The sequence below is a fragment of the Neorhizobium sp. SOG26 genome, from assembly GCF_003491345.1.
Classification (GTDB): Bacteria; Pseudomonadota; Alphaproteobacteria; order Rhizobiales; family Rhizobiaceae; genus Neorhizobium; species Neorhizobium turbinariae.
Genome location: NZ_CP025512.1, coordinates 120,854 through 146,483 on the forward strand (window position 1 = coordinate 120,854; position 25,630 = coordinate 146,483).

Genomic DNA, 25,630 nt, shown 5'->3' on the forward strand with positions numbered 1-25,630 from the left:
CAGTCCTCCTCATGGTTCCGGTGGACAAGCGCCGGGCTTTGCGGCAAACGGTCCGACAACAAGAGATCTGCCGGAAGCTGATGATGACGGATATAGTGTACAAGATCGTGCCGGAAACGCTCTGGCGCCAGGCCAAGGAAACAGGCGTTTTCGAAGGCGCTGAGATCGACCGCAAGGATGGCTACATCCATCTGTCGACCGGAACGCAGGCCAAGGAAACGGCGCGGCTGCATTTTGCCGGCGTCACCGGGCTGATCCTGGTGGCGCTCAACGTCCATGCCTTGGGCGACGCCCTGAAGTTCGAGCCCTCGCGCGGCGGCGACCTCTTTCCGCATCTCTATGCGCCGCTGTCGCTGAAGGCGGTGCTCTGGGAAATGCCGCTGCTCGTCGGCGTGGATGGCGAGCATGCCTTTCCGGAGAAAATGCCGTGATCGGCCGCCTGGCCGGGATAGCCTCCCGTGGTCTCTTCACCTTTGATCCGGAAACGGCCCATGGCCTGTCGATCAAGGCGCTGAAAAGCGGCCTCATCCCGCCCTGCCGCCTGGCCGAGGATCCGCGGCTGGTGCAGACGGTGGCCGGCATCCGCTTCCCAAATCCGATTGGCCTTGCCGCCGGTTATGACAAGAATGCCGAGGTTCCGGATGCCATGTTGCGGCTCGGTTTCGGCTTCACGGAAGTCGGCACGCTGACGCCGAAGCCCCAGGCCGGCAACGACAAGCCCCGCATCTTCCGCCTCATCGAAGACCGCGGCGTCATCAACCGTCTCGGCTTCAACAACGAAGGCCATGAGGCGGCACTCCGGCGGCTTGCCGCGCGTGGCAAGGCGCCCGGCATCCTTGGCGTCAACATCGGCGCCAACAAGGACGCGTCAGATCGCATCGCCGATTATGTCGCCGGCATCGCCAGGTTTTATGCCCACGCCACCTATTTCACCGTCAACATCTCCTCGCCGAACACGCCGGGACTTCGCGATCTCCAGGCGCGGGAAAGCCTGAAGGCGCTGCTTGATGCCGTGCTTGCCGCACGGGCCGAGGAAGCCTTGCGGCATGGCCGCTCGGTCCCGGTTTTCCTCAAGATCGCCCCGGACCTCACCGAAGAGGGGCTCGATGACATTGCCGCCGAAGCGGGCTCGCATCCGCTCGACGGGCTGATCGTCTCCAACACGACGCTGGCGCGCGACGGGCTGAAGAACCAGGTGGAGTCGAAGGAAACGGGTGGCCTCTCCGGCGCGCCCCTGTTCAAGCGGTCCACCGCCGTGCTTGCCAAGATGCGCCAGCGCGTCGGTGTCGACCTGCCGCTCATCGGTGTCGGCGGCGTTGGAAGCGCTGAGGATGCGCTGGAAAAGATCCGCGCCGGCGCCGACCTCGTGCAGCTTTACTCCTGCATGGTCTATGAGGGGCCGGGCCTGGCGTCTGCCATCGTCAAGGGCCTGTCCGGCTTGCTGGACCGGGAGAAGGTCTCAAGCATCCGGCAGCTGCGCGACAGCCGCGTCGATCAGTGGGCGGCGACGAAACTCTGACGCGCCTTGCGCGGCACCATCGCGGCGAGGAAGAAGCCCCGCATCAGCAGGAACAGGTTGAGCGATAGCCACAGCCCGTGATTGCCGATCCATGGCACCAGCACCGCCAGGCTGGCGCAATAGCCGACAAACGACAGCAGCATCATGTTGCGCATCTCGCGTGACCAGGTGGCGCCGATGAAGACGCCATCCATCTGGAATGCGAGAGCCCCCGTCAGGCCCGTCAGCGCCGCCCATCCGAGATAGACGTAGGCTTCCTGCCGCACCGTATCGGATGTCGTCAGCAGGTGGATGATCGGCTGGCCGAAGACGAGGAAGAACACACCGACAGCCGCAGCCATCGCGAAGGACCAGAGGCCGGTGAGCTTCAGCGCCCGATCGAAGGATGGGCGGTATTGCGCACCCACGGCGCGACCCGCCAGTTGTTCGGCAGCCCCGGCCAGTCCGTCGAGGAAGAAGGCGGACAGCATGAAGATGTTCATCAGCACGGCATTGGCTGCCAGCGTCACGGCCCCGAAGCTTGATCCGACGCGGGTAAGCAGCGTGAAGGCGGCGTTCAGCACCAGCGAGCGGATGAGAATATCCGCATTCATCTGGAACAGCTGTTTCAGCTTGGCCGGATCAAACAGCTCTGCGCGGCTTGGTCGTTCGCCGGAGCGAAACTCACGGCTAACCAGGGCCAGGCCGATGACGACGGCCGTGACTTCGGCGATCGCCGTCGACCAGGCGACGCCGGCGACACCATAACCAAGCACGAGGCCGAGCAGGATGGCGAGCACGATGTTCGTGCCGTTGAGGATGATCTGCAGCACCAGCCCCATCACGCCTTGGCCGCGCCCCAGCACGAAACCGAGGATGGCGAAGTTGGCGAAAGTCGCGGGGCTCGTCAGCACCCGGATGCCGAAATACTGGCGTGTCACGGCCGCGACAGCGGGATCGCTTGTCATCAGGTCCGGCGCAAAGGCAAGGATCAGCGGCGCCAGCGCCAGCATCACGAGCCCAAGCGCCATTGCACTCAGCAGCGCTCGCCAGGACACCGCCTGTTGTTCGCGCCGGTCGCCGCGCCCGAAAGCCTGCGCCACGAGCCCGGTTGTCGAGGTGCGCAGGAAGCTCAAGCTTCCATAAATGAGGTCGAAGAGGATCGCGCCGATGGCAAGGCCCGCCAGCGCTTCCGGCTTGCCCAGATGCCCGACGACGGCCGTGTCTGTCAGGCCGAGCAGCGGTGTCGTGAGAAAACCGAGCGTCATCGGGATCGCGATGCCGAGCACCAGGCGGTGCGTCACGGGAAATGGCTTGATCGCGGTCGCTTCCGAGGATGCTTGCTGCATGGTTTAGCCGGACAGCACCATGGCCCAGTAGGGACGTCCGTCCTTTGCCTTGGCAACAGCAACGCCCAGGCCGCTGAAGCCGCCGAGCATGTTGTGCAGGTGCTTGGGCGAATCGATCCAGGCCTGGACGGCGGCTTCCACCGAGCTTTGGCCGGTGGCGATGTTTTCTGCCGCCGGCAGCGATACGTCGGAGCGCTTCATGCGGCTTGCGAAATCGTCGCCGAGCCCGATCAGGTGCTTCATCTGGTCGGCCTTTGCCATGCGGATCGCCTGCACCGCGGCAGCCTTGCGCGCTGGTCCATTGCTTGAAAGGGCAGGGAGACCCTTGGCCTGTCGCAGCTTGTTGACGATCGGCAGGGCGGCAGCCGTATGATCCTCGACGCCCGGCGTCGGTGTGAGCACCGAAGTGGTGGAACAGCCGGCGATCAGGCCGAGACCGGAGAGGAAAAGGAAGCGGCGGCGCGAGGCCGTGGTGTTCAAGGTCATCTTAGCGGCGGTAGCTCAGGAGGCGGATCACGAGGAAGATCGGAATGACGATGATCGCGCCCAGCACGAGATAGTCGCCAACGCGGCCAAGTGCCCGGAAGCCGTTGTACCAGAGGTCGAGGAACCAGTAGCGGATCGTGTCGATGATGTTGTCGGGCGTAAAGCCGAAGATGGCGAGAACGAAACCGACGATCAGGCACACGACGATCAGCTTGATGATCGTGCGCGCCGGCGTATCACCGAGAAACCTGTTCACCCCATCCGCCATTCAAAGTCTCCACTACTGATGCCAAGTACTGTGCCATAGCCGCCACGGATGCGCCGGGCAAGCAGCGATGGCTCTGCTCCGCCTCTCAGATAGAACTTGAGTTTTTTTGTGGCTTCGGCAATAGCAGGCAATTCCTCCGGAAAACCACATGGCCCCCACATCTTCTGCCTTTAATCAGTTCTCCTCGGGGGACGTCCTTGCCGACCGCCGCGTAGATTATGCCCGCATGCTGGCCGAGGCCGGCGATCATGCCGCCGCCGCCGAACTGATCGAGCAGGCGCTCGAGCTTTCGCCGCATTGGGCAGCCGGCTGGTTCCTGCTCGGGGAATACCGGGAAAAGGCTGGCCGTCCCGATGCCGCCGACGCATACCGTCAGACGCTTGAGCTCGAGCCCGAAGACGTGTTCGGCGCCACGCTGAAGCTCGCGCTGCTTGGCGAGGAGAGCGTGCCCGACCTGCCGCCGAGCGGTTATATCGAAAGCCTGTTCGACGATTATGCCGATCGTTTCGATACCGCGCTGGTCGAGAAGCTCAACTACTCAGTGCCGGAGAAGCTTGCAGCACTCGTCGCGCCCCATGCGCCGTTCGATTATGTCGTTGACCTTGGATGCGGTACTGGCCTTTTGGGGGAAGCCATCCGCAGCTCCGTGACGCGGCTCGAGGGCTTCGACATCTCCGCCAACATGCTGGTGCGGGCCGAACAGAAGGCCGTCTATGACCATCTCGGCCAGGCGGACCTGAGCCTGCCGCACCACGAGGCTGGCCTCTTTTCCGAAAATCTTGGCCTTCATCGCGCCGATCTCGTCTCGGCAGCCGACGTGTTGATGTATCTCGGTTCTCTTGAAACCGTGTTTCCTCTGGTCACGGCGCTTTTGCGCCCGAACGGGCTCTTCGCCTTTTCTGTCGAGGATGCCGGGTCAGACGGTGGTTTCGTGCTGCGCGAGAGCCTGCGTTATGCCCATTCGCAAGCCTATATCGAGATGTTGCTTGCCCAGCACGGCTTCACCTTGGCCGAGTTGCAGCGCACCGTGATCCGCACCGATGGCGGAAATCCGGTCCGCGGCATTCTGTTTCTGTCGCGCCTGGGCGCCTGAACGCAGCATTTATTGCGGATTTATGTCTTGCGCATGCAGGCGGTTGAACTGCCTTGCGGGGCGGAATATTGCAGTGCAATATTTTCAAGTCGTGACGAGATGATCCGGAAGGAATGGCCTTTGGCGCAGAGCGAGCAGGTGCAGAAGCGCAGTATTGGCTTCTATAGCGCAGACCCGTCGAAGCATACGCCTCTCGAAGATACACAAGGCATCTTCATCAGTGCCATGACGGTAGCGCTCGGCCTCTACTTCCTCAATCAGGTCGGGCTTCTAACCAGCGGCACGGCAGGGGTCGCCTTCCTGCTGCACTATGCCTTTGACCTTCCTTTCGGCCTGCTTTTCTTCCTCGTCAACCTGCCGTTCTACTACCTCTCCTTCAAGCGCCTCGGGCTCGGCTTCTCGCTGAAGACGTTTGTCGCCATCCTCGTCGTCTCGGTCATCACCGAACTCGAGCGGCGTTTCCTGGTCATCGAATATCTCGACCCGTTCTGGGCGGCCCTGCTTGGCGGCATCCTGATCGGCTACGGCCTGCTCGGCATGTACCGGCACCGCGCTTCGCTCGGCGGCATCGGCATCCTCGCCATCTACCTGCAGGACAGGTTCAAGATCCCCGCCGGCCTCGTCCAGCTCGGCTTTGATCTTTGCGTCATGGTCGCGGCCTTCTTTGTCGTCAGCCCAGTCACCGTGCTCTGGTCCCTGGTCAGCGCCGTCGTCCTCAACCTGCTGCTGACGATCAATCACCGGTCCGACCGATATATCGTGGTGCGTTGATGACATTCCAAAATCCCATGAAGACACCCGTCGGCTTCTGGTCCTCGAGCCCGGAAAGGCATTCGCTGCTGGAGGATATCCAGGGCGTCGCCGCCGGCAGCATGCTGGCGGCGCTTGGCGTCACGCTGCTTGCCACGGCGCAACTGATGGTCGGCGGCACCGCCGGCCTCGGCTTCCTGCTGCGCTATTCCACCGGCATCAGCTTTGGCGCCGCCTTCTTTATCCTCAACCTGCCGTTCTACTGGCTGGCCTGTCGCCGCCTTGGCCTTGCCTTCACGGTGAAGACCTTTGCCGCCGTTGCCCTGACGGCGATCCTCACCAGCATCCTGCCGCAGCTCATCACGGTCAGCTCCGTCGAGCCGATCACGGCGGCGGTGTTCGGCGGCCTGCTCATGGGCTGCGGCATGCTGGTGCTCTTTCGCCATCGCGCCTCGCTCGGCGGCTTCGGCATCCTGGCGCTCTACCTGCAGGACCGTTTCGGGTGGCGCGCCGGCTTCGTCCAGCTCGGGCTGGATTGCGTCGTGCTGATCCTCTCCTTCTTTGTCGCAAGCCCCGCCGTTATCGCCTGCTCGGTGCTCGCGGCCGTCACCTTGAACCTGACGCTTGCGATCAACCACCGCGCCGACCGCTACATCGTCCGGTAGCTCTTCTTATTCCACGCCGACGGCTTATCTTAACCGTCGTGGACCTGATCGAGACCCCATCCCCCGGCCGCGACGCCGCCACTCTGCCCCGGCCGTTCCTCAAATGGTTCGCCGAAAAGGGCTGGGCCCCGCGCGCCCACCAGCTGGAGCTTCTGGCGCGCGCGCAGGGCGGCGAGAACATGCTGCTCATTGCGCCCACCGGAGCCGGCAAGACGCTCGCCGGTTTCCTGCCCTCGCTCACCGATCTCGTCCACCGCGGCAAGGTCCCGCCCGGCTCGGCCTTCACCGGCATCCACACGCTCTACATCTCGCCGCTCAAGGCGCTGACGGTCGATATCGAGCGCAACCTGATGAAGCCCGTCACCGAGATGGGCCTGTCCGTCACGGTCGAGAACCGCACCGGCGACACGTCGCAGTCCAAACGCCAGCGCCAGAAGCTCAACCCGCCCGACATTCTCCTGACGACACCCGAACAGGTGGCGCTGCTGCTCGCCAACAAGGAAGCGGAGCGCTTCTTCAAGGACCTGAAATACGTCGTCCTGGATGAACTGCACTCGCTCGTCACCTCCAAGCGCGGCCATCTTCTGTCGCTCGGGCTCGCGCGCATCCGCCGCCATGCGCCCGGCATGCAGACGATCGGCCTCTCGGCCACCGTCGCCGATCCGATGGAACTGCAGCGCTGGCTGGTGCCGCAAGGGGAAAACCCGGCGCCACCCGCCGGCCTCGTCCATGTCACGGGTGGTGCGGCGCCCAACATCAGCATCCTCGGCACCGAAAGCCGTATTCCCTGGGGCGGGCATGTCTCGGCTTATGCGATTGCCGATGTCTACCGCGAGATCAGGAACCACGGCACGACGCTGATCTTCGTTAACACCCGCTTCCAGGCGGAATTCCTGTTCCAGGCGCTCTGGAACGCCAATGACGACAACCTCGCGATTGCGCTCCACCACGGCTCGCTTGATGCCGGGCAGCGGCGCAAGGTGGAAGCCGCGATGGCTGAAAACCGCCTGCGCGCCGTCGTCGCCACCTCGACGCTCGACATGGGCATCGACTGGGGCGACATCGACCTCGTCATCCATATCGGTGCACCAAAGGGCGCCTCGCGGCTTGCGCAGCGCATCGGCCGCGCCAACCACCGCATGGACGAGCCCTCGAAGGCGATCCTCGTTCCCGGCAACCGCTTCGAGGTCATGGAATGCCAGGCAGCGCTCGATGCGAATTACCTTGGCGCCCAGGATACGCCGCCCGTCGGCGAGGGCGCGCTCGATGTGCTCGCCCAGCATGTTCTCGGCATGGCCTGCGCCGAACCCTTCGATCCGCTCGAGCTCTACGACGAGATCATCAGCGCCTCGCCCTATGCCGGCCTTTCCTGGGAGATGTTCGAGCGCATCGTCGATTTTGTCGCGACCGGCGGATACGCGCTGCGCGCCTATGAGCGTTACGCCAAGATCCGCAAGACGCCGGAGGGCAAGTGGCGGGTGTCGAACCCGCATGTCGCGCAGCAATACCGGCTCAACATCGGCACCATCGTCGAGGCGACGGAGCTCAATGTGCGCCTCGTCAGGCGCAGCGCCACCGGCACGCTCGGGCGGGGCGGCATGTCGCTCGGCAAGGTGGAAGAGCAGTTCCTCGAACAGCTGCGCCCAGGTGATACCTTTCTGTTCGCCGGCAAGGTGCTGCGGTTCGAGACCATCCGCGAGAACGAATGTCTCGTATCCACCACCTATTCCACCGACCCCATGATCCCGGCCTATGCCGGTGCCAAGTTTCCGCTGACGACCTATCTTGCGGACCAGGTGCGCTCCATGCTGGCCGATCCCGATCGCTGGGACGTCCTGCCCGACCAGGTGCATGACTGGCTCGCCATCCAGCGAGAGCGGTCGATGATCCCCAAACGCGACGAGCTGCTGATCGAGACTTTTCCGCGCGGCAAGCGCTTCTTCATGATCGCCTACTGTTTCGAAGGCCGGCTCGCCCACCAGACGCTCGGCATGCTGCTGACGCGGCGGCTGGAGCGCGCCGGTGCCCGGCCGCTCGGCTTCGTCGCGACCGATTATTCTCTCGCCGTCTACAGCATGAACGACATGGGCGGCATGATCGCCAGTGGCCGCATGAACCTCTCGGACCTGTTTGACGAGGACATGCTGGGTGACGATCTCGAAGCGTGGCTTGCGGAAAGCTACCTCCTGAAGCGGACCTTCCGCAATTGCGCCATCATCTCCGGTTTGATCGAGCGCCGTCACCCGGGCAAGGAAAAGACGGGCCGGCAGGTCACGGTGTCGACGGATCTGATCTACGACGTGCTGCGCACCCACGAGCCGGATCACATCCTGCTGGAGGCGACGCGCAGGGATGCGGCAACGGGTCTTTTGGATATTGGCCGGCTAGGCGATATGCTGGCGCGAATCAAAGGGCACATTACCCACCGCGATCTTGACCGTGTTTCGCCGCTTGCCGTTCCCATCATGCTGGAGATCGGCAAGGAAACGGTGCCGGGTGAAGCAAATGATGCGGTGCTGGAAGAGGCTGCCGAAGAACTGATCGCGGAGGCAATGGGCTGATGCGATCTGCGATGTTAAGAGACGACGACTTGCTGACCCGCATCGGCCTTGCGGCCCGAACTTTATCCACGACAGCGGCCCCCTCGGGTGCCGAAGAGATCGTCGTCCACGGCGTATCGGCCGTTTGCGATCCGCTGGGCGGGCTCTACCTGCCGGAGCTCGGCATGCTCGTGGTCTCCGACCTGCACCTGGAAAAAGGGGCGGCCTTCGCCCGCCGTGGCATGATGCTGCCGCCTTACGATACCATTGCGACGCTCAACATCCTGTCGGCTGTTATCACCCGCTATGATCCGAAGGTCGTGGTGTCGCTCGGCGACAACTTCCATGATCGCAAGGGCTCGCAGCTGCTGCCGGACGATCTTCGCGCCCTGATCACCAGCATGGCCCGCGGCCGCGACTGGATCTGGATCAACGGCAACCATGACCCGGATGGAACGGTGGACCTTCCGGGCATCTCGACGGATGAACTGCTCTATGGCGGCCTGGTGTTCCGCCACGAACCGAGCCTGATTTCCGGCAAGGGTGAGGTCGCTGGCCATCTTCATCCCTCGGCCACCGTGCGTCGGCGCGAAAAGTCGGTGCGCCGGGCCTGTTTTGCCTCGGACGGCCAGCGGCTCCTGATGCCAGCCTTTGGTGTGTTCGCCGGCGGGCTGGACCTCAACCACAAGGCCATGCACGGCCTCTTCGACCGTGAGGCCCTGGTCGCGCATCTTCTGGGGCGCGACCGGATCTACTCGGTGCGTTATGGAAACCTGATCGGCTGAACCAGCCGATCAGCGTCAGAATCAACGATAGATCAGCACCGGCACCTTGGAGCCGGCGAGCACCTTCATGGTGACGCTGCCCAGCATGAAGGCCTTGAAGCCCGAGCGGCCGTGCGAGGCCATGGCAATCACGTCGCAATTGCGCTTCTCGGCCGTTTCGGTGATGCAGCGGGCCGGATCGAGACCAACCAGCTTCACCGTGTCGCAAGCAACCTGCCGCTGCTTTGCTGCCTCCTTGGCGTTGGCCAGGAATGCATCGGCCTCTTCGTGCGCCCGGCGTTCATATTCTGCATGGGCGATCTCCATGCCGGCCGGGTTGATGGTGAAGACCTGCAGCGGCTCGATCACGGCCAGCACGGTTGCCTCGGCGCCAATCTCGCGCGCGAAGTCCAGCGCCTGCTCGAGAGCTTGCGTCGAAAGCGGCGAGCCATCGGTTGGAATGAGAACTTTCTTGAACATGATCGAGCCTCCGTTTGATCGCGCGAAACGTCTGCCACAAGCGGCCCCACGACATTGATGTGCGTCAACCTCGATCGCCGGGTCAGCTCAAACGGATCAGTCCTTGCGGAAGATCAGGCTCGCACCCCATCCGGTAATGACGGCAATCAGCACGCAGATCAGGCCGTAAGCGAAGGGCCGCTGGTGCGCGGCATCGGTGATCGCCTGTTCGAGGCCGGTCTTGACGACCCGCAGAGGCATTTCCTTCTGGGCAATCAGCGCGCCGCTCTTGAAAAGATAGGCCCGCACCATGTGCATTCCATCGGGAATGTTCGCCGGCAGCCTCAGCGACGCGCGGAACAGGCTCGAAGACACGAAGCGCACACCGTTTGTGTCGCGCTGGTAGAGCCCGTTGCTGAGCTTCAGGCGTCGGTAGGCATCACGAAACTCGCCGATCAGACCGGAATTTGGAATGTAACCGACCGGGTTCAGCGGCAGGTGGTCGATCCCCACACCGATATTGTTGAGGCTCGGCGCCTCGTCGATGCTTTCGATCTGCCGGGTGCTGGCCAGGGAATAACTTTCCGGCACCTGCTCGAAGGTCATCGACTGGGTGTTCATCCAGATGCCGAGCACGCGCTCCTTGCGGCGCACCGTGGCATAGTCCTTCGGCCCTTCCAGCGTCACCACGACATCATACTGGCCGATCGCCAGGAACAGCTCGTCGGCATTGGTGAGCGCACCAAAGATCGTCAGGTCAGCGCCCTGGAAGTCGGAAGCGATGGCGATTTCGCTGGTGGACGCACCGATCTCCAGCCCTTCCTTCACCGTCGACGCTTCACCGAACGGCACCTGTGCGGCCGCGGGCGAGATGAGCGAGACGAAAACAACAAGGGATGAAAGCAGCCGGCGCATCAGTAGGACAGGCCTCCCACCGCAACGGAATAGATGTCATCCGGCGTCAGCACCAGGCCGACAGCCAGGCGGATACCAACCGCGAGCACGAGCAGCGCAAGCAGTGCACGCAGCTGCTCGCCGCGCAGCTTCTGTCCCACCCGCACGCCATATTGCGCGCCGATGACGCCGGCGACCATCAGGATCGTGGCGAGCACGATATCGACCGAATAGTTCGTCGCCGCCTGCACCATGGTCGTATAGGCGGTCACGAAGATGATCTGGAACAGCGAGGTCCCGACAACGACATTGGTCGGGATGCGCAGGAGATAGATCATCGCCGGCACCATGATGAAGCCGCCGCCGACGCCCATGATCGAGGTCAGCACGCCGATCGCAAAGCCGAGCGCCACCACCGGGATGGCGGACAGGTAGATCTTCGACTTCTTGAAGCGCATCTTGAGCGGCAGCCGGTGCACCCAGTTGTGCTGGCCGGGCCGCTTCAGCGGCGCGCTTTCGCTGTTCTTGGCCCGTCGCATCGCCCGCACGCTTTCCTGCAGCATCAGCGCGCCGATCGTGCTCAAGAGGACGACGTAGAGGAGCGAGATGAACAGGTCGAGCTGGCCGAGCCGGCGCAGCCAGGAGAAGACCCAGACGCCGACGGTGGCGCCCGCGAGACCCCCGACGAGCAGCACCGTCCCGAGCTTGATGTCCAGCGTGCCGCGCCTGAAGTGGGTTATCGCGCCCGAGATGGAGGACGCGACGACCTGGTTGGCCCCCGTCGCCACCGCCACCACCGGCGGGATGTTGTAGAAGATCAGAAGCGGCGTGATGAGAAAGCCGCCGCCAACGCCGAACATGCCCGACAGGAAGCCGACAGCCGCACCCATTCCGAGAATGATGAAGATGTTCACCGAAAGCTCAGCGATGGGCAGGTACACAGTCACGGCTGGATCCCGAGGCAAGCAGAACGACGTTTAACGAGCGCCCGACGGTTCGTCGCAGCCCTCGTTCTCGTGAAGACGAAATCACTTCCACATGCCGGATGAACGAGGCATGAAGAACCCCTTCGTCATGCGGCCAGCCTCGGCCATAGTCAATTCGGAAGGCCTAAGATTGTCGGCAGACCGCCTGCTTTCATGCAGGCGTGCCTAAGATAGCCTTGATCTTCAATCTCGGCCGGGTAAGTCGTCTTACCCGCACCCCCATTGCCCCTTTGCCCGTTGCCCCGCCGCTACTTGTTGCGGGCCAGCAGTTCCTTCACCAGCGCGTCGTTGATCTTGCCGGTCGGCTCCTGGCCGACGGACGTCTGGAAGGCCTTGATCGCGGCAATCGTCTTGGCCCCCATCTTGCCGTCCGGGCGCCCGGCATCAAAGCCGTTCTTGGTCAGGATGCCCTGGATGTTGCGGATCGCCTTTTCCATGTCGACGGAAGACGTGGTCACCGCCTTGCCGGTTGCCCATTCATCCGGAATATCGACCGAGTTTGCCTTCGGGTCGAGCGGCTGCTGCGACCATGCTTCGACCTTCGCCTTGGCGCTTTCGAGCTGCTCCTTGCGCATCGCATTGGCAACTTCGTCGCGCTTCTGGGCGGCGTCCTGGTCGCCATCCTTGGCGGCCACGGCAAACCACTTGTAGGACTGTTCCAGATCCTGCTTCACGCCATTGCCGCGCGCATAAAGGATCGCGAGGTTGAACTGGCTGTCGGCGACGCCGAAGTCGGCGGCCTTGGCGAACCACTTCACCGCCGCGACATAATCCGGCTGCCCCGTCGCACCGGAGGCGTAAAGGACCGCGAGATTGTGCATGGCGCTGGCATTGCCGGCCTCGGCGGCCTTCTCGTAATAGCTGATCGCCTTGTTGAGGTCGCGCGCGACGCCAGTGCCCTTTTCGAAGATGTTGGCGATCCGGTATTGGGCCGGCGCAAGGCCGCGGTCTGCGGCAAGCTTGTACCAGTTGGCTGCTTCCGACGGGTCGGCCTTTACGCCGCGGCCATCGGTATAGCGGGCACCGATCTCGAAGAGTGCGTTCGGGTCACCCGCCGCCGCCGCGTCAGCCAGCGACTTCGGTTCGAGCCCGGCCGGAACGGCAATCGGCGCGTCGACGGTCGTCGACGCCGCAATGAAATTATCCTGCTGCGTGGGCGCTGCATCCGGCGGCTCGATGGCAGACGGCTGGCCGTTCGTCAGGTTGGGATCGGCAAGCCGACTGGCGCTCTGCACCGGCTCCGGTTCCGGCGCTTGGGGCTCAGCCTCCGCTGCCGCAAAATCCATGTCATCGGCACCATCGGTCGCAGCCTGGTCCTCGCTCGCCGGCAGTTGGGCTTCAGGCTGCATCTCGGCAACCGCCGGCTCGGCCGGCGCTTCCACCTGCGCGGTCGGAAGGGCAGCGGACGGAGCCTCGGAGCCGCTCGTCAGCGTCCGGGCAAGCGGCATCGCCATCAGCGCCAGCAGGACCGCACCCACCGCCATCAGGATCGGCCTGCGAAACTGCGACATCTTTCCGGCAGCGGCCGGCTTGCCGGCGCTCTTCATCGCGCGGCGGTAATCCTTGGTGGCAGCGGTCGGCTGCGACGGATCGACCTCCTGCGCGGCGGCCTTGGCGGCGCGGCGGGCAGCGGCAATGTAATCGGCACGTGCGGCACCGGATGAGCGCTCGGCATCGAAATCGCCGGAAGCCTGGCTGGCGCGCACCCGCTCCAGGATCTTCTTCACGTCCGGCGCACCCGAACCCGGCTCGATCAGGTCGTTCTGCAGGTCAGCCGGCAGAACGTCCGTCGGATCAAGCGACGGCGTCGGATCGACGACGGCGCGCTTCCCCGTTGCCGCCTCAGCCTTGGAGCCGGGCATGAACCGGCGCGAAAGCTGCGTCAGCAGGCTCGGCTTTGCAGCCTGCGGGGCCGCGATGCGGCTCTCTGCCTCGGGCTGCTCCGCATAGGCGGCATGGTCCTCTGCCGGTTCGACAGCCTGCTCCCGGGGAGCGGCTGCCGGAGCCGATGCCCCGCCGGATGTCCGGTCCGATGTCTGATCCCAGGCCACATGCGCCAGTTCTTCCTGCATCACCGTTTCAGGAGAGGCTGGCGCCTGCACAAAAGCCGTGTTGGCAGAACCGCCGCGTGCCAGCTCGCGCCGCTCAGGCCCGGTATATCCGCCGTCGGAAACCGGCGGCGGCGCCGAAAAACGCTCTTCCATCCCATCGAGCCGGTTGGCGATCTGCACCAACGTGCCGTGCAAGGCTTCGAAAGTGTGGTGGGTGCGCTCTTCGGATGAGCGGGTCAGGTCTTCCAGATGCCGCAGGTCGTCGGCGAGCGCGGTGAGCGCCGCCATGTCGGCCGCCGCCATCGGTGCGCCGCCGGAGGCATTGCGCGAATAGGCCTCGACCACCGTTTCGGCGGCCTGGCGTGCGGCCTCGATGATATACTCATCATTGGTGGCCATGTAGTTTTCGATCGCCGACATGCGGTTGTCGAAATCGGCCGGAAGCCCGGCCGCCGGCTGCGGCTGGCTGATCAGCACCGAAAGATGGGCGATCTGGTCTTCAAGGCTGCGTAGCGCGCTCTCGTCATGGCGCGGCTGTGCCGTCGCCTCGTCGAGCCGCGATGCGATGTCGCTCAGCCGGTCCTCGATCCGGTCGAAGGCCTGCAGTTCAACCGGCTGCAGGCGCGGCGCAATCTCCATTTCCTCGATCCGGCGGGCAAGATAATCCAGCCGCTCGCCGAGCGCGTCATTGACCGAACCCTGCTCCAGCCCATCGATCTTGCGGGAAATGTCGGCAAGGTAGTCAACGAGTTCGCTGTCATGCGCCGGGCGCTGGTTCTGCTCCAGCATGCGCGAAAGCTGTTCCAGGCGTTCCTCGAGCCGCATGGCCGCCTGTTCGTCGGCAAGGTCCGAGATCCGCGCCGTCAGTGCTTCGAGCCGCGCCGAAAGCGCCTCGGTCGGGTCAGGCTGCTGGTAGGCCGTCTGGCCGATCATGTCGATCTGTTCGGCAAGCGCGCCAATGCGGCTTTCCACGCGTTGCAGGAAGGCCTGGTCCAGGCGGGCGGCTGATGCAGCATGGCTGCTAGCGGCAATCGCCCGGCTGATCTCGTCGAGCCGCTGGTCGAGCGCCGCAAACTGCTCGCCATAAGCGGCATCGTTCGGCTGCATGCGGGTGCCGAGCTGCTCCATGGCGCCGGCCACCGCGAGCAGCTTCTGCTCCAGCGCCCGGATCACCGGGCTGTCGCTCATCTCGCCAAGCTGGCTCTTGATGTCGTCGATCCGGTAGGCGAGCGCCACCAGTTCCTCGCGCAGCGCGGCCGAATCCTGCTCCTGCATCCGGTCTTCCAGGCCCTGCCAGCGGGTTTCCATCCGGCGAACCGAGTCTTCGCGCGCCAGACCGTCCATCACGGCGCGCAGCTCCTCGAACTCTTCCTTCAGCGCCGCCACTTCCGGCGTTGCCTGGTGCCCCAGCTGGTTGATGCTTTCGGCAAGCTGCGTCAGGTCGCTGCGCAGTTCTTCGTTGAAGCGCTGGTCTTCGGCGACAGAGCGGATCGAGCGGATTTCGGAGCGCAGCGCATTCATCTCCCGGGCAACGCCTTCGGAAATATCCTGCTTCAGCTCCTGGCGCAGGCTTACAAGCGCCTGGGCAATCTCCTGCATGGCAGGGTCGACGCGTGGTGCCTGCGGTGCCGGCGCCCGGGCCGGGATCGGCTGGCGCAAATCCTCGCCGCGCAGTTCCTCACGACGCGGCAGCGGCGCGGAAGGGCGCGCATCGGCATAACGCAGGTTTTCGCTGCGGGCAGGGGCGTAACGCTCCGGTGCACGCTGTGCTTCCGGCGGACGGATGGGCGCGCGCTGCGCCTCATGACGGGGTGCTGCCGCACGCCTTGGTTCGTCATGGAACTGGCTGTTGCGGTTGCGGTTGAGCATGCGCTGGCGCTCGCGGATTTCGGCCAGCGGATCGCTCGGGAAAGCGCCAGAACGTGCGGGGTTCGCCGCGCGCGGGGCAGCAGGCGGCGTCTGCATGGCGGCTCGCGGATCCCGCGCCGTGCCCGACATCAGCCCTTCGATCCTTGCCTCCAGGCCCTCGATGGTGCGGTTTAATGCCTCCAGGGAGGAGCGGTCGCCGGTACGGGAAGGGGCTGATCGTGATCCGTTCATGTGCTCGCTCGTTCGACCTTGTGCCTGCGCTCTGACAAGAGAGCCCGGCCGCATCGGCGAACTCTCGGGAATTTCTCAGTCGTTTTGAAATGCCTTACGCAAGACTGTCCGTTCGGCGGTCGCGGTCTCATCGCGTGAAAAGATGATTTGCGCCGCTTCAAGGGCCTACTATTTCGCCAGACGTGGTAAACAACCCGTTAACACCGGTTAAGATTTTAACCTTTTCGGAAGATCTTGCCCCTTGTGTTGCTGGATCTCGTGCACGCGGGGTGCCCGGCTCGAAGCCCTCGGCTCACATCGATCACCGGCCGCGCCGCATGGGCCAAAAAAGCCGACCAGCTCCGTTTGACGTTTACGCAAACGTCAATTATTTATGCCATACGAGACTTGGCTGAGGATCGGCCAAAGAGGATATGGAGGAAGCTCGACCATGCCAGTGTACAAGGCGCCCGTTAACGACACGCTTTTCATCTTGAACGATGTCCTGGGTCTTGAGCGTTACGGCAACCTGCCAGGTTTTGCGGATGCAACCCCGGACATGCTGGAAGCGATCGTCGGCGAGGCCGCCAAGGTTGCGGAAGATGCGCTGTTCCCGCTCAACCTGTCGGGCGACCAGGAAGGCTGCACGCGGCATGACGACGGAACGGTCTCCGTGCCCAAGGGCTTCAAGGAAGCCTATGACCAGTATTGCCAGGGCGGCTGGATCGGGCTTGCCGTTCCGGAAGAGTTCGGGGGCCAGGGCCTGCCTTACACGCTGCACGCTGCCGTCGGCGAATACATGTCGTCCGCCAACATGTCGCTGATGATGTATCCGGGCCTCACCCAGGGCGCGATCGCGGCGATCCTCGTCCACGGCACGGATGCCCAGAAGCAGACCTACCTGCCGAAGATGGTCGAAGGCACCTGGTCGGGCACCATGAACCTCACCGAGCCGCATTGCGGCACCGACCTTGGCCTTCTGCGCACCAAGGCCGCGCCGGCCGGCGACGGCACCTACAAGATCTCCGGCCAGAAGATCTTCATCTCTGCCGGCGAACACGGCATGACGGACAACATCATCCACCTCGTGCTCGCCCGCATCGAGGGTGCGCCGGAAGGCACCAAGGGCATCTCGCTCTTCATCGTGCCGAAGTTCCTCGTCAACGAGGATGGTTCGCTCGGATCCCGCAACGGCGTGTCCTGTGGCGCGATCGAAGAAAAGATGGGCATCCACGGCAACGCCACCTGCGTCATGAACTATGACGAGGCGACCGGTTACCTGATCGGTGCGGAGAACAAGGGTCTTTCGGCCATGTTCGTGATGATGAACGAGGCCCGTCTCGGCGTTGGCCTCCAGGGCCTGTCGATCGCCGAAGTGGCTTACCAGAACGCCGTCAACTACGCCCGCGAGCGCATCCAGGGCCGCTCGCTCTCCGGTCCGAAGGCGCCGGACAAGAAGGCTGACCCGATCATCGTCCATCCGGACATCCGCCGCTCGCTGATGACCATCAAGGCCTTCAACGAGGCAGGCCGCGCCTTCATGCTGTGGACGGCGCTGAAGTCCGATATCGCCCATCGCTCGGAAGATCCGGCAGAACGGCAGAACGCCGATGATCTGCTTGGCCTCGCCACTCCGATCCTCAAGGGCGTGCTGACCGACAAGGGCTTCGACCATGCCGTCATGGCCCAGCAGGTTTACGGTGGTCACGGCTATATCGAAGAATGGGGCATGAGCCAGTATGTCCGTGATGCCCGCATCGCGATGATCTACGAAGGTGCCAACGGCATCCAGGCGCTCGATCTCGTGGGCCGCAAGCTTGCCCTGAATGGCGGCCGCGCCGTCATGGCCATGTTCAAGGAAATCGGCGATTTCTGCGAGGAAAACCGCGCCGATGAAGCGATGAGCTTCTACACCAAGCACCTGAAGAAGGGTCTCAACGACCTGCAGGCGTCGACCATGTGGTTCATGCAGAACGCCATGGCCAAGCCCGACAACGCCGGTGCCGGCTCGACCGACTACATGCACCTCTTTGGCCTGGTGACGCTGGGCTACATGTGGGGCAAGATCGCCAAGGCCGCCCAGGATCGCCTGGCTGCCGGCGATCCGCGCGAGGAATACCTGAAGAACAAGCTCGTCACGGCACGGTTCTACATGGAAAAGATCATGCCGGAGACTGCCATGCGCAAGGCCCGTATCGAGGCCGGCGCCGATACACTGATGGAACTGGCCGCAGAAGCGTTTTGACGACTGGCGCCGCGCCACAAGGGAGATGACATTATGAGCGAAGTCTACATCTACGACCACGTGCGCACGCCGCGCGGTCGCGGCAAGAAGGATGGATCCCTGCACGAAGTGCCGGCGGTTCGCCTTGCCGCAAAGACGCTGGAAGCGATCCGCGACCGCAACGGCCTGGACACGTCCCAGGTCGACGACATCATCATGGGCTGCGTCGATCCGGTGATGGATTCCGGCGCCGTCATTCCGAAGGCGGCCGCCTTTGAGGCCGGTTATTCCTTTTCCGCCCCCGGCATGCAGATCTCGCGTTTCTGTGCCTCCGGTCTCGATGCGGTGAACTTCGGTGCCGCCAAGGTCATCGCCGGGTCTGACGAGATCGTCATCGCCGGCGGTGTTGAATCCATGTCGCGCGTCGGCATGGGCATGTCCGGCGGCGCCTGGTACATGGACCCCTCGGTCAACTTCCCGGCCTATTTCATGCCGCAGGGCGTGTCCGCCGACCTGATCGCCACCAAGTACGGCTTCACCCGCGACGACGTTGATGCCTATGCGGTGGAAAGCCAGAAGCGCGCCGGCAAGGCCTGGGAAGCCGGTTACTTCAACAAGTCCGTCATCCCGGTAAAGGACCAGAACGGCCTCACCATCCTCGATCGGGACGAGCACATGCGCCCGACGACCGACATGCAGGCGCTGGCGTCGCTCAACCCGTCCTTCCAGATGCCGGGCGAAATGGGCGGCTTCGAAGCCGTCGGCATCCAGGCGCATCCGGAAGTCGAGAAGATCAGTTATGTCCACCACGCCGGCAACTCGTCGGGCATCGTCGATGGCGCCGCGGCCGTGCTGCTCGGCTCCAGGAACGGTGGTGCGTCCATGGGCCTGAAGCCCCGCGCCCGCATCAAGGCCTTCGCCAATATCGGCTCGGACCCGGCGCTGATGCTGACCGGCCCGGTCGACGTCACCGAAAAGCTCCTGAAGCGCTCGGGCATGCAGCTTTCCGACATCGACCTCTTCGAACTCAACGAAGCCTTCGCCGCCGTCGTCCTGCGCTACATGCAGGCCTTCGACATCAGCCACGACAAGATCAACGTCAACGGCGGCGCGATCGCCATGGGCCATCCGCTCGGCGCCACCGGCGCGATGATCCTCGGCACGGTGCTCGACGAACTGGAACGCCGCGACCTCAACACAGCCCTTGTCACGCTCTGCATCGGCGCGGGCATGGGCACCGCCACCATCATCGAACGCGTCTGAGGGAGGATTGACGATGACCTACAAGAACTTCACCGTCGAAACCGACGCCGATGGCATTGCGCTCGTTACCTGGGACATGCCGGACAAGTCGATGAACGTCTTCACCGTCGAGGTGATGGAGGAGATCGAACAGATCCTCGCCGCCACCGTGGCAGATGCCGGCGTCAAGGGCGTCGTCTTCACCTCCGGCAAGTCCACCTTCTCCGGCGGCGCAGACCTCACCATGATCCGCGGCATGTTCACCATGCTGCATGAGGAACAGGCGCGCGATCCGCAGGCCGCCAAGCAGAAGCTGTTCGAGGCCGCCGGCCGCATGTCCTGGCTGTGGCGCAAGATCGAGACCAACGGCAAGCCCTGGGTCTCCGCCATCAACGGCACCTGCATGGGCGGCGCGTTCGAGCTGTCGCTTGCCTGCCACGGCCGCGTCGCCTCCAACGCAAAGTCCGTCAAGATCGCGCTACCCGAGGTCAAGGTCGGCATCTTCCCGGGCGCCGGCGGCACCCAGCGCGTATCCCGCCTCACCGATGCGCAGTCGGCGCTGCAGATGATGACCACCGGCCAGTCGCTCACCGCCAGCCGCGCCAAGGCCATGGGCCTCGTGCACCAGGTGGTCGAGCCCGACCAGTTGATCCCGGCCGCCAAACAGATGATCAAGGATGGCCTCAAACCCGTCGCCCCCTGGGATGAAAAGGGCTTCAAGGTGCCAGGTGGCGGCGTCTGGACGCCAGCGGCAGCCCAGCTCTTCCCGGCAGCGCCTGCCATCCTGCGGCGCGAAACCGCGGGCAATTACCCGGGCGCGCTTGCCATCCTCAAATGCGTCTATGAAGGCCTGCAGCTTCCCTTCGACACCGCGCTCAAGGTCGAGCAGCGTTACTTCACCCAAGTTCTCGGCACCACCGAAGCCTTCTCGATGATCCGCTCGCTGTTCATCTCCATGCAGGAACTCGGCAAAGGCGCCCGCCGCCCGGCCGGCGTCGAAAAGACGCAGATCAGAAAGGTCGGCGTCGTCGGCGCCGGCTTCATGGGCGCCTCGATCGCCTATGTCACGGCCGCTGCCGGCATTCCGGTGGTCCTCATCGACCGCGACCAGGAAGCCGCCGACAAGGGCAAGGCCCATTCCGAAAAGCTCGTCTCTGACCAGGTCGGCAAGGGCCGCATGACGAAGGAAGAGGGCGAAAAGCTCCTCTCGCTCGTCACCCCGACGCCGGATTATTCCACGCTCGCCGATGTCGATCTCGTGGTCGAGGCCGTGTTCGAGGATCGCGCCGTCAAGAAGGCCGTCATCGAACAGGTGGAAGCGGTCATTGCCCCCACCACCATCTTCGCCTCCAACACCTCGACCCTGCCGATCACCGGTCTTGCCGAAAATTCAAAGCGCCCGGACCAGTTCATCGGCGTGCATTTCTTCTCGCCGGTCGAAAAGATGATGCTTACCGAGGTCATCCTGGGTGAGAAGACCGGCGACAAGGCGCTCGCCATGGCGCTCGATTTCGTCGCAAAGATCAAGAAGACGCCGATCGTCGTCAACGATACGCGCGGCTTCTTCGTCAACCGCTGCGTCTTCCGTTACATCAACGAGGCCTATGACATGCTGGCCGAAGGCGTGCCGGCGGCGATGATCGAAAATGCCGCCAAGATGGCCGGCATGCCGGTCGGCCCGCTGTCGCTCAACGACGAGGTTGCCGTCGACCTGTCGCAGAAGATCATGCGTGCCTCGATCGCCGATCTCGGCGAAGCCTCCGTCAAGCCGGAGCACATGAAGCTCATCGACAAGATGGTTGACGAGCTGGATCGCCGTGGCCGCAAGAACGGCAAGGGCTTCTACGAATATCCGGCAAAGCCCGCCAAGAAGTTCCTGTGGCCGGGCCTCAAGGATCTTTATCCGCAGAAGCCGGCGTCTGAAGTCGACGTCAATGTCCTGAAGCAGCGCTTCCTGGTCACGATCGCGCTCGAAGCCGCCCGCACGGTGGAAGAAGGCATCGTCACGGACCCGCGCGAAGCCGATGTCGGCTCCATCCTCGGCTTCGGTTTTGCGCCATACACGGGCGGCACGCTGTCTTACATCGATGGCATGGGTGTTTCGAACTTCGTGGCGCTGGCGGAAAAGCTCGAGGCCCAATACGGCGATCACTTCGCGCCCACCCCGCTCTTGCGGGACATGGCCGCCAAGGGCGAGACTTTCTACACGCGGTTTGACCCGTACGGTAACGTGGGGAAGGCGGCTTAGGCCGCCTTTTTCTTCTCGTAACGGCTAGTCATCAGTCGAACTAGGCCTCATCAGCAAGTGAGACTCTAGAAGAAAGCCGAGCATTTCCGATATCAATATCGAGAAGCGCACAAGCGTTATATTGTTTGTCAACTCTGGATTCGTCAAAAGGGGCCTCCAGCGGCCATTGGCGTTCGTTGGTAATGGCCCCATCGCGAACCATAGCCAAAAAAGGTGTATTAGGATGGCTCTGAATGTCCCGGCAGAAGAAGCCGTCGGCGTGGGAAATATTGGGTAGCTATCATACTCAATTTCCTCAATACCGAAGGCTGCTGCGAACCCCGCAGTGATTGTCGGGTGAAGAAGCATTGATCCGGCTAGCTCGGCATCCTCACGAAGAAAATCAACCACTTGGCTGCCCGGCGCTTGGATGACGGACGAGACGAATTCCGATACACGTCTCTTAATCTTATTCTTGCTTACATGGCGGTGCCAAAACTCATTGGCTTCGTCAGGTTCAACAGCTGCTACGAATTGCGCTGTTAGTTGCTCATCATGGATGCAGCATATCAGCACATCCACGTGCTCCAGATAAGCTCGTGTGAGTGCTCTGGCCTGCAGATCAAATCCTGCTTCTATTAGTTCAATGATCGCCCATAAATCGTTGGCCAGCCGCGACAAGAACGAGATTGCCGCAAGCTTTTCGGCGGTTGGCTCGATCTCTTCTTCGGCTAAAGGAAGATCTTGCAGGAGGGCAACTGCTAACAAGGAGAGCCACGTGGCTGCAATATTTGTACATCGATGGAGAACGTAGAACTCGGGATCGCTATCCAGAATGTGCTGAAGCTTCTTCCGCCGGCGATCTTGATCTTGCGAATTAAGAGTTTCGGTGTCTTCGGAAGCCGATGAAAAGCTTCGATATCGCTTCTCAATAGTGGAGTCGAACAGATGCCTGATCTCGAGCTTCATGTGTATAATGTTCTCGGGTTTGGATCCTCGGGTCAAGCCCGAGGATGACGAAAGGGAAGGGATGCCATGGGTGCCTCAAGAAAGGCGGCGACATAGCTCGGCCGCGCATGGCCCGCGTCATCAGTTGAGGCCTTCGCTTTCTTGCTGCCGCGAAAATCGTATGCGCACTTCTGACGGTCCCGCTATTCCCTCACCAATTGCACCCTTGCTCCGCCCTCACTTTTGGCACCCTTCTCCATCCCTCTCCGTCGTCATCCTCGGGCTTGACCCGAGGATCCAGACACAAGCCTCTCACCACAGCTCGAAATACAAGTCCTGCCATTCCGGGTTCATTGTCTCGATCAGCGCGATCTTCCATTTGCGGTACCACTGCTTCATCGTCTTCTCGCGCTGGATGGCATCGCGAATGTCCCAGAACTCCTCGTACCAGACGAGCTGTGTCAGCCCGTACTTGGAGGTGAAGCCCGGCGTCAGACCCTCCCGGTGCTCATAGATGCGGCTTTCGAGATCGGACGTCACGCCGATATAGAGCGTGCCCTTTTTATGGTTGGTGACGATGTAGACATATCCCGTCATGCGTGCAGCATGGTTGGGCGGGTGCGTGTTCGTCAAGCGGCAGGCTTGGGTTTGGATCCTCGGATCAAGTCCGAGGATGACGAACGGGGAGGGAGTGCCAGGCTGCCACAAGAGAAGTTTGTGGGAGTGGCGCGCGATCAACGGCCATCTTGCCTGAGAGTCAGCAACGAGCGGATCCGTCGGCTTCCCTAGCGAAGTAGCTCGTTTACAACGGCAAGGCCATTCTTTGGGAACCCTGCACCGCACGTTCTGCGCATTCTCGTTCGGCCCTCACTCGTGGCACCACACTGCTCCCTCTCTTTCGTCATCCTCGGGCTTGACCCGAGGATCCAGACACAACCACCGCACACCCCCTCTCCCCACGCACCCCCTTCCGCCCTACATCCCGCCCATGTGCAACGACTACGAACAACACATCCGTTATGCGGAATATCTCCGCGCGGTGGAGGAGGCGGGGCTGAAAGCCGCCGCGCACCAGGGCGAGGCGGATCTGCCCCAGGCCGATGACATCCGCATCGGCGATCTCGGGCCGGTGATGCGGCTCGATGGCGATGCCGTCACGCTGTCGCCCATGACCTTCGGTTTTCCCCCACCGGCGGGCCAAGGAGGCAAGAAGAAGGCGGCGCCCGTCTTCAACTTCCGTTCGGAAGGCCGCGCCTTTGGCGAAAGCCGGCGTTGCCTCATCCCGGCTTCGGCCTTCTTCGAGTTTACCGGCACGAAATACCCGAAGGCCAAGCATCGCTTCACGCTGAATGCCGCACCGTTCCTGTGCATCGCCGGGCTCTGGCGCGATGCGGCGGGCAAGGGCGAGACCAACCAGCCGCCCGCCTTCACCATGCTCACCACCGCGCCGGGGCCCGATGTCGCGCCGATCCACAACCGGCAGGTCGTCGTGCTGAAGCCGGAAGACTGGCGCCACTGGCTTCATCTCAGCAAACCCGAAGCCGAACTGCTGCGCCCGCTGCCCGCCGGTTCGCTCGCCGTGGAGCAGGTGCGCCCGGGCCGGGGCTGAGCCACGCGGTCATGGCGAAGCGGTGCTCCCCGCTGGGCATGAGCCTTGGGATTTTTGCACCCCCTCTGCCCTGCCGGGCATCTCCCCCTCAAGGGGGGAGATCAGTCAGACGCATCGGTTTCCCGACCATCGACGGCTGCGACTGGCATCATAACAGCAAACCTATGACTCGAGCCCGGAGCCCTCCGACCGCATCCTCTTCCTGCTGCTGCTCCAGGTGCAGAGGGTGGATGGAGTTTGAAGCCGGGCCACGTGTGATCTTCCCCTTTGAGCCCTGAGACTGCCGTTCGCATCCTCTTCCTGCTGCTCCAGGTGCAGAGGGTGGATGGTGTTTGAAGCCGGTCCACGTGTGATCTCCCCCTTGAGGGGGAGATGCCCGGCAGGGCAGAGGGGGGTGTCATCGCAACCATCACCATCCTCTTCCTGCTGCTCCAGGTGCAGGGGGTGGATGGAGCTTGAAGCCGGGCCACGTGTGATCTCCCCCCTTGAGGGGGAGATGCCCGGCAGGGCAGAGGGGGGTGTGATCGCCACCAACCACCGTACGCAACCCGTGGACAATTGCGCGGGTCGCTTGAGCCTGTTCAAGCACTTAGCACGATTTTCATCCCCGTCTTTTCGGCACCCGCTATTCTGTGCCTGCTTCCGTCGCCGGAGTGTTTCGCGAGACGTTCGCGGGCAGGCGGAAGCCGGCGCTCATCCTTCAAACCGTAACGTGCGGGGAGAAGATGAGAGGTGAAAGCCATGGGAACGGATTTGTTTTGAAGTGCCGCGCCCTATCAAGCCTCCCCCTGGTCGCCAGGCCAGGTTCGGTCGAGCCGTGCAAGTGTTCCTGAGAAATCGGGGCACGCAGCGAGGCGAGGCGATCACCTGTAGGGACCGGAAGTCCCGAAAAAACGCCGAAGGCCACGCGAATGCGGAGCCACAAAACTAAACAATAGAGAGGTTTCGCATTCGCGTGGGCTCTCCGATCGTGCAGCGCCCCGGAAAGGGATGCTGCAGCAACAGAATTGACAACCCGCAACACGCTGGCCGCCGGTCCGCGTGACCGCCGAACCATGCCTTTGGGAGACGACATCATGGTCCAGAATGAAGAGGAATGGCGCCGCCTTGCCGCCGAGGAAGACAAGGAACCCTATCTCCCCGGATATACCTATGGCGAGTTCAAGGCACTGTCCGAGCGCCAGAAGTCGCGCGAATACCAGAAGCTTACCCAGCACGTCACCAGCTTCCTCGGCTTCTGGAAAACCTGCAACCTTTCCGCCTGCCGCCGCGCCAGGGCCTGCCGCGGTTTTCTCACCGAGGCCCAGTACAACAGCGATCCCCGTTACCACAGTTCCTACCCGCCCTGCGTCGGTCCGCGTGGTGCGCGCCAGCAGGAGGTGCTTGCAAGTTTCAACGCCGCCTTCGGTTATCCCCCGGATGAGGAGGACGAGCCGAAATATGCCGGCCGCGGCCCGGACGGCGGCCCGGAGTTCGGCTGAGGCGCCGGATAACGCCC

The 25,630-nt window shown here is 63.1% G+C and carries 21 protein-coding genes; 12 read left to right on the forward strand and 9 right to left on the reverse strand.

Annotation, left to right across the window (positions count from 1 at the left end; genetic code table 11):
* Nucleotides 1-80: 80 nt before the first annotated feature.
* Nucleotides 81-431 carry a DUF952 domain-containing protein gene (locus tag CYG48_RS00610; RefSeq protein WP_118851406.1) on the forward strand — a complete coding sequence of 117 codons (351 nt, stop codon included), beginning with the start codon at nt 81-83 and terminating at the stop codon, nt 429-431.
* Nucleotides 428-1,519 (forward strand): quinone-dependent dihydroorotate dehydrogenase, encoded by a 1,092-nt coding sequence (locus CYG48_RS00615; protein ID WP_199925169.1) that lies wholly within the window; start codon nt 428-430, stop codon nt 1,517-1,519. Before CYG48_RS00610 ends, CYG48_RS00615 begins: the two co-directional genes overlap by 4 nt.
* Here the strand turns inward: CYG48_RS00615 and CYG48_RS00620 are convergent.
* From CYG48_RS00620 to CYG48_RS00630, 3 genes are read right to left on the reverse strand one after another with little or no spacing between them, the layout of a single operon-like run.
* Complete coding sequence (locus tag CYG48_RS00620) at nt 1,495-2,847, reverse strand: MATE family efflux transporter (protein ID WP_118848613.1); 1,353 nt, start codon at nt 2,845-2,847, stop codon at nt 1,495-1,497. The genes CYG48_RS00615 and CYG48_RS00620 overlap by 25 nt on opposite strands.
* Before the next feature lie 3 nt (nt 2,848-2,850).
* Nucleotides 2,851-3,333 (reverse strand): CAP domain-containing protein, encoded by a 483-nt coding sequence (locus CYG48_RS00625; RefSeq protein ID WP_118848614.1) that lies wholly within the window; start codon nt 3,331-3,333, stop codon nt 2,851-2,853.
* Nucleotide 3,334: 1 nt separating this feature from the next.
* Nucleotides 3,335-3,601, reverse strand: coding sequence for a DUF6460 domain-containing protein (locus CYG48_RS00630; protein WP_118848615.1), 267 nt, complete (start codon nt 3,599-3,601; stop codon nt 3,335-3,337).
* A 148-nt stretch (nt 3,602-3,749) separates the two neighbouring features.
* Here CYG48_RS00630 and CYG48_RS00635 point away from each other — a divergent pair, with 148 nt between their 5' ends.
* The 5 genes from CYG48_RS00635 to pdeM all read left to right on the forward strand — a co-directional run bounded on the left by CYG48_RS00635 (nt 3,750) and on the right by pdeM (nt 9,434).
* Complete coding sequence (locus CYG48_RS00635; protein WP_118848616.1) at nt 3,750-4,694, forward strand: methyltransferase domain-containing protein; 945 nt, start codon at nt 3,750-3,752, stop codon at nt 4,692-4,694.
* A gap of 120 nt (nt 4,695-4,814) precedes the next feature.
* Nucleotides 4,815-5,465 carry a YitT family protein gene (locus tag CYG48_RS00640; RefSeq protein ID WP_245450364.1) on the forward strand — a complete coding sequence of 217 codons (651 nt, stop codon included), beginning with the start codon at nt 4,815-4,817 and terminating at the stop codon, nt 5,463-5,465.
* Nucleotides 5,465-6,109, forward strand: coding sequence for a YitT family protein (locus CYG48_RS00645; RefSeq protein ID WP_445304311.1), 645 nt, complete (start codon nt 5,465-5,467; stop codon nt 6,107-6,109). The genes CYG48_RS00640 and CYG48_RS00645 overlap by 1 nt, the downstream gene beginning before the upstream one ends.
* Before the next feature lie 44 nt (nt 6,110-6,153).
* The gene (locus tag CYG48_RS00650; RefSeq protein WP_445304344.1) at nt 6,154-8,670 is read left to right on the forward strand and encodes a ligase-associated DNA damage response DEXH box helicase; all 2,517 of its coding nucleotides are present in this window, start codon (nt 6,154-6,156) and stop codon (nt 8,668-8,670) included.
* 11 nt (nt 8,671-8,681) lie between these two features.
* Entirely contained in the window at nt 8,682-9,434 is a 753-nt protein-coding gene (gene pdeM, locus CYG48_RS00655; protein WP_445304312.1) for a ligase-associated DNA damage response endonuclease PdeM, read from the forward strand.
* Nucleotides 9,435-9,455: 21 nt separating this feature from the next.
* Here pdeM and CYG48_RS00660 read toward each other — a convergent pair whose 3' ends face one another.
* The 4 genes from CYG48_RS00660 to CYG48_RS00675 form a co-directional block, all read right to left on the reverse strand.
* The gene (locus CYG48_RS00660) at nt 9,456-9,893 is read right to left on the reverse strand and encodes a universal stress protein (RefSeq protein WP_118848621.1); all 438 of its coding nucleotides are present in this window, start codon (nt 9,891-9,893) and stop codon (nt 9,456-9,458) included.
* 96 nt (nt 9,894-9,989) lie between these two features.
* The gene (locus CYG48_RS00665) at nt 9,990-10,787 is read right to left on the reverse strand and encodes a TIGR02186 family protein (RefSeq protein WP_118848622.1); all 798 of its coding nucleotides are present in this window, start codon (nt 10,785-10,787) and stop codon (nt 9,990-9,992) included.
* Nucleotides 10,787-11,713: a sulfite exporter TauE/SafE family protein gene (locus CYG48_RS00670; protein WP_118848623.1), complete on the reverse strand. Its 927-nt coding sequence runs from the start codon at nt 11,711-11,713 to the stop codon at nt 10,787-10,789. Before CYG48_RS00670 ends, CYG48_RS00665 begins: the two co-directional genes overlap by 1 nt.
* Nucleotides 11,714-12,000: 287 nt before the next feature.
* Nucleotides 12,001-15,903 (reverse strand): SEL1-like repeat protein, encoded by a 3,903-nt coding sequence (locus CYG48_RS00675; RefSeq protein ID WP_118848624.1) that lies wholly within the window; start codon nt 15,901-15,903, stop codon nt 12,001-12,003.
* 430 nt (nt 15,904-16,333) lie between these two features.
* Between CYG48_RS00675 and CYG48_RS00680 the strand changes: the two genes are divergently transcribed.
* From CYG48_RS00680 to CYG48_RS00690, 3 genes are read left to right on the forward strand one after another with little or no spacing between them, the layout of a single operon-like run.
* Nucleotides 16,334-18,127 carry an acyl-CoA dehydrogenase C-terminal domain-containing protein gene (locus tag CYG48_RS00680; RefSeq protein WP_118848625.1) on the forward strand — a complete coding sequence of 598 codons (1,794 nt, stop codon included), beginning with the start codon at nt 16,334-16,336 and terminating at the stop codon, nt 18,125-18,127.
* Between the two features lie 33 nt (nt 18,128-18,160).
* Nucleotides 18,161-19,369, forward strand: a complete 1,209-nt coding sequence (locus CYG48_RS00685; protein WP_118848626.1) for an acetyl-CoA C-acetyltransferase — start codon at nt 18,161-18,163, stop codon at nt 19,367-19,369.
* A gap of 13 nt (nt 19,370-19,382) precedes the next feature.
* The gene (locus CYG48_RS00690) at nt 19,383-21,596 is read left to right on the forward strand and encodes an FAD-dependent oxidoreductase (protein WP_118848627.1); all 2,214 of its coding nucleotides are present in this window, start codon (nt 19,383-19,385) and stop codon (nt 21,594-21,596) included.
* A 24-nt stretch (nt 21,597-21,620) separates the two neighbouring features.
* Here CYG48_RS00690 and CYG48_RS00695 read toward each other — a convergent pair whose 3' ends face one another.
* Together CYG48_RS00695 and CYG48_RS00700 are read right to left on the reverse strand one after the other, a co-directional pair.
* A complete protein-coding gene (locus tag CYG48_RS00695; protein ID WP_118848628.1) occupies nt 21,621-22,544 on the reverse strand; it encodes a hypothetical protein in 924 nt (307 codons plus the stop codon).
* A gap of 291 nt (nt 22,545-22,835) precedes the next feature.
* Entirely contained in the window at nt 22,836-23,120 is a 285-nt protein-coding gene (locus CYG48_RS00700; protein WP_118851407.1) for a GIY-YIG nuclease family protein, read from the reverse strand.
* A 391-nt stretch (nt 23,121-23,511) separates the two neighbouring features.
* Between CYG48_RS00700 and CYG48_RS00705 the strand changes: the two genes are divergently transcribed.
* On the forward strand, nt 23,512-24,132 hold the full coding sequence (locus CYG48_RS00705) for an SOS response-associated peptidase (protein ID WP_118848629.1): 621 nt from the start codon (nt 23,512-23,514) through the stop codon (nt 24,130-24,132).
* A gap of 1,076 nt (nt 24,133-25,208) precedes the next feature.
* Nucleotides 25,209-25,613, forward strand: coding sequence for a hypothetical protein (locus CYG48_RS00715; protein WP_150132674.1), 405 nt, complete (start codon nt 25,209-25,211; stop codon nt 25,611-25,613).
* Nucleotides 25,614-25,630 lie beyond the last annotated feature (17 nt).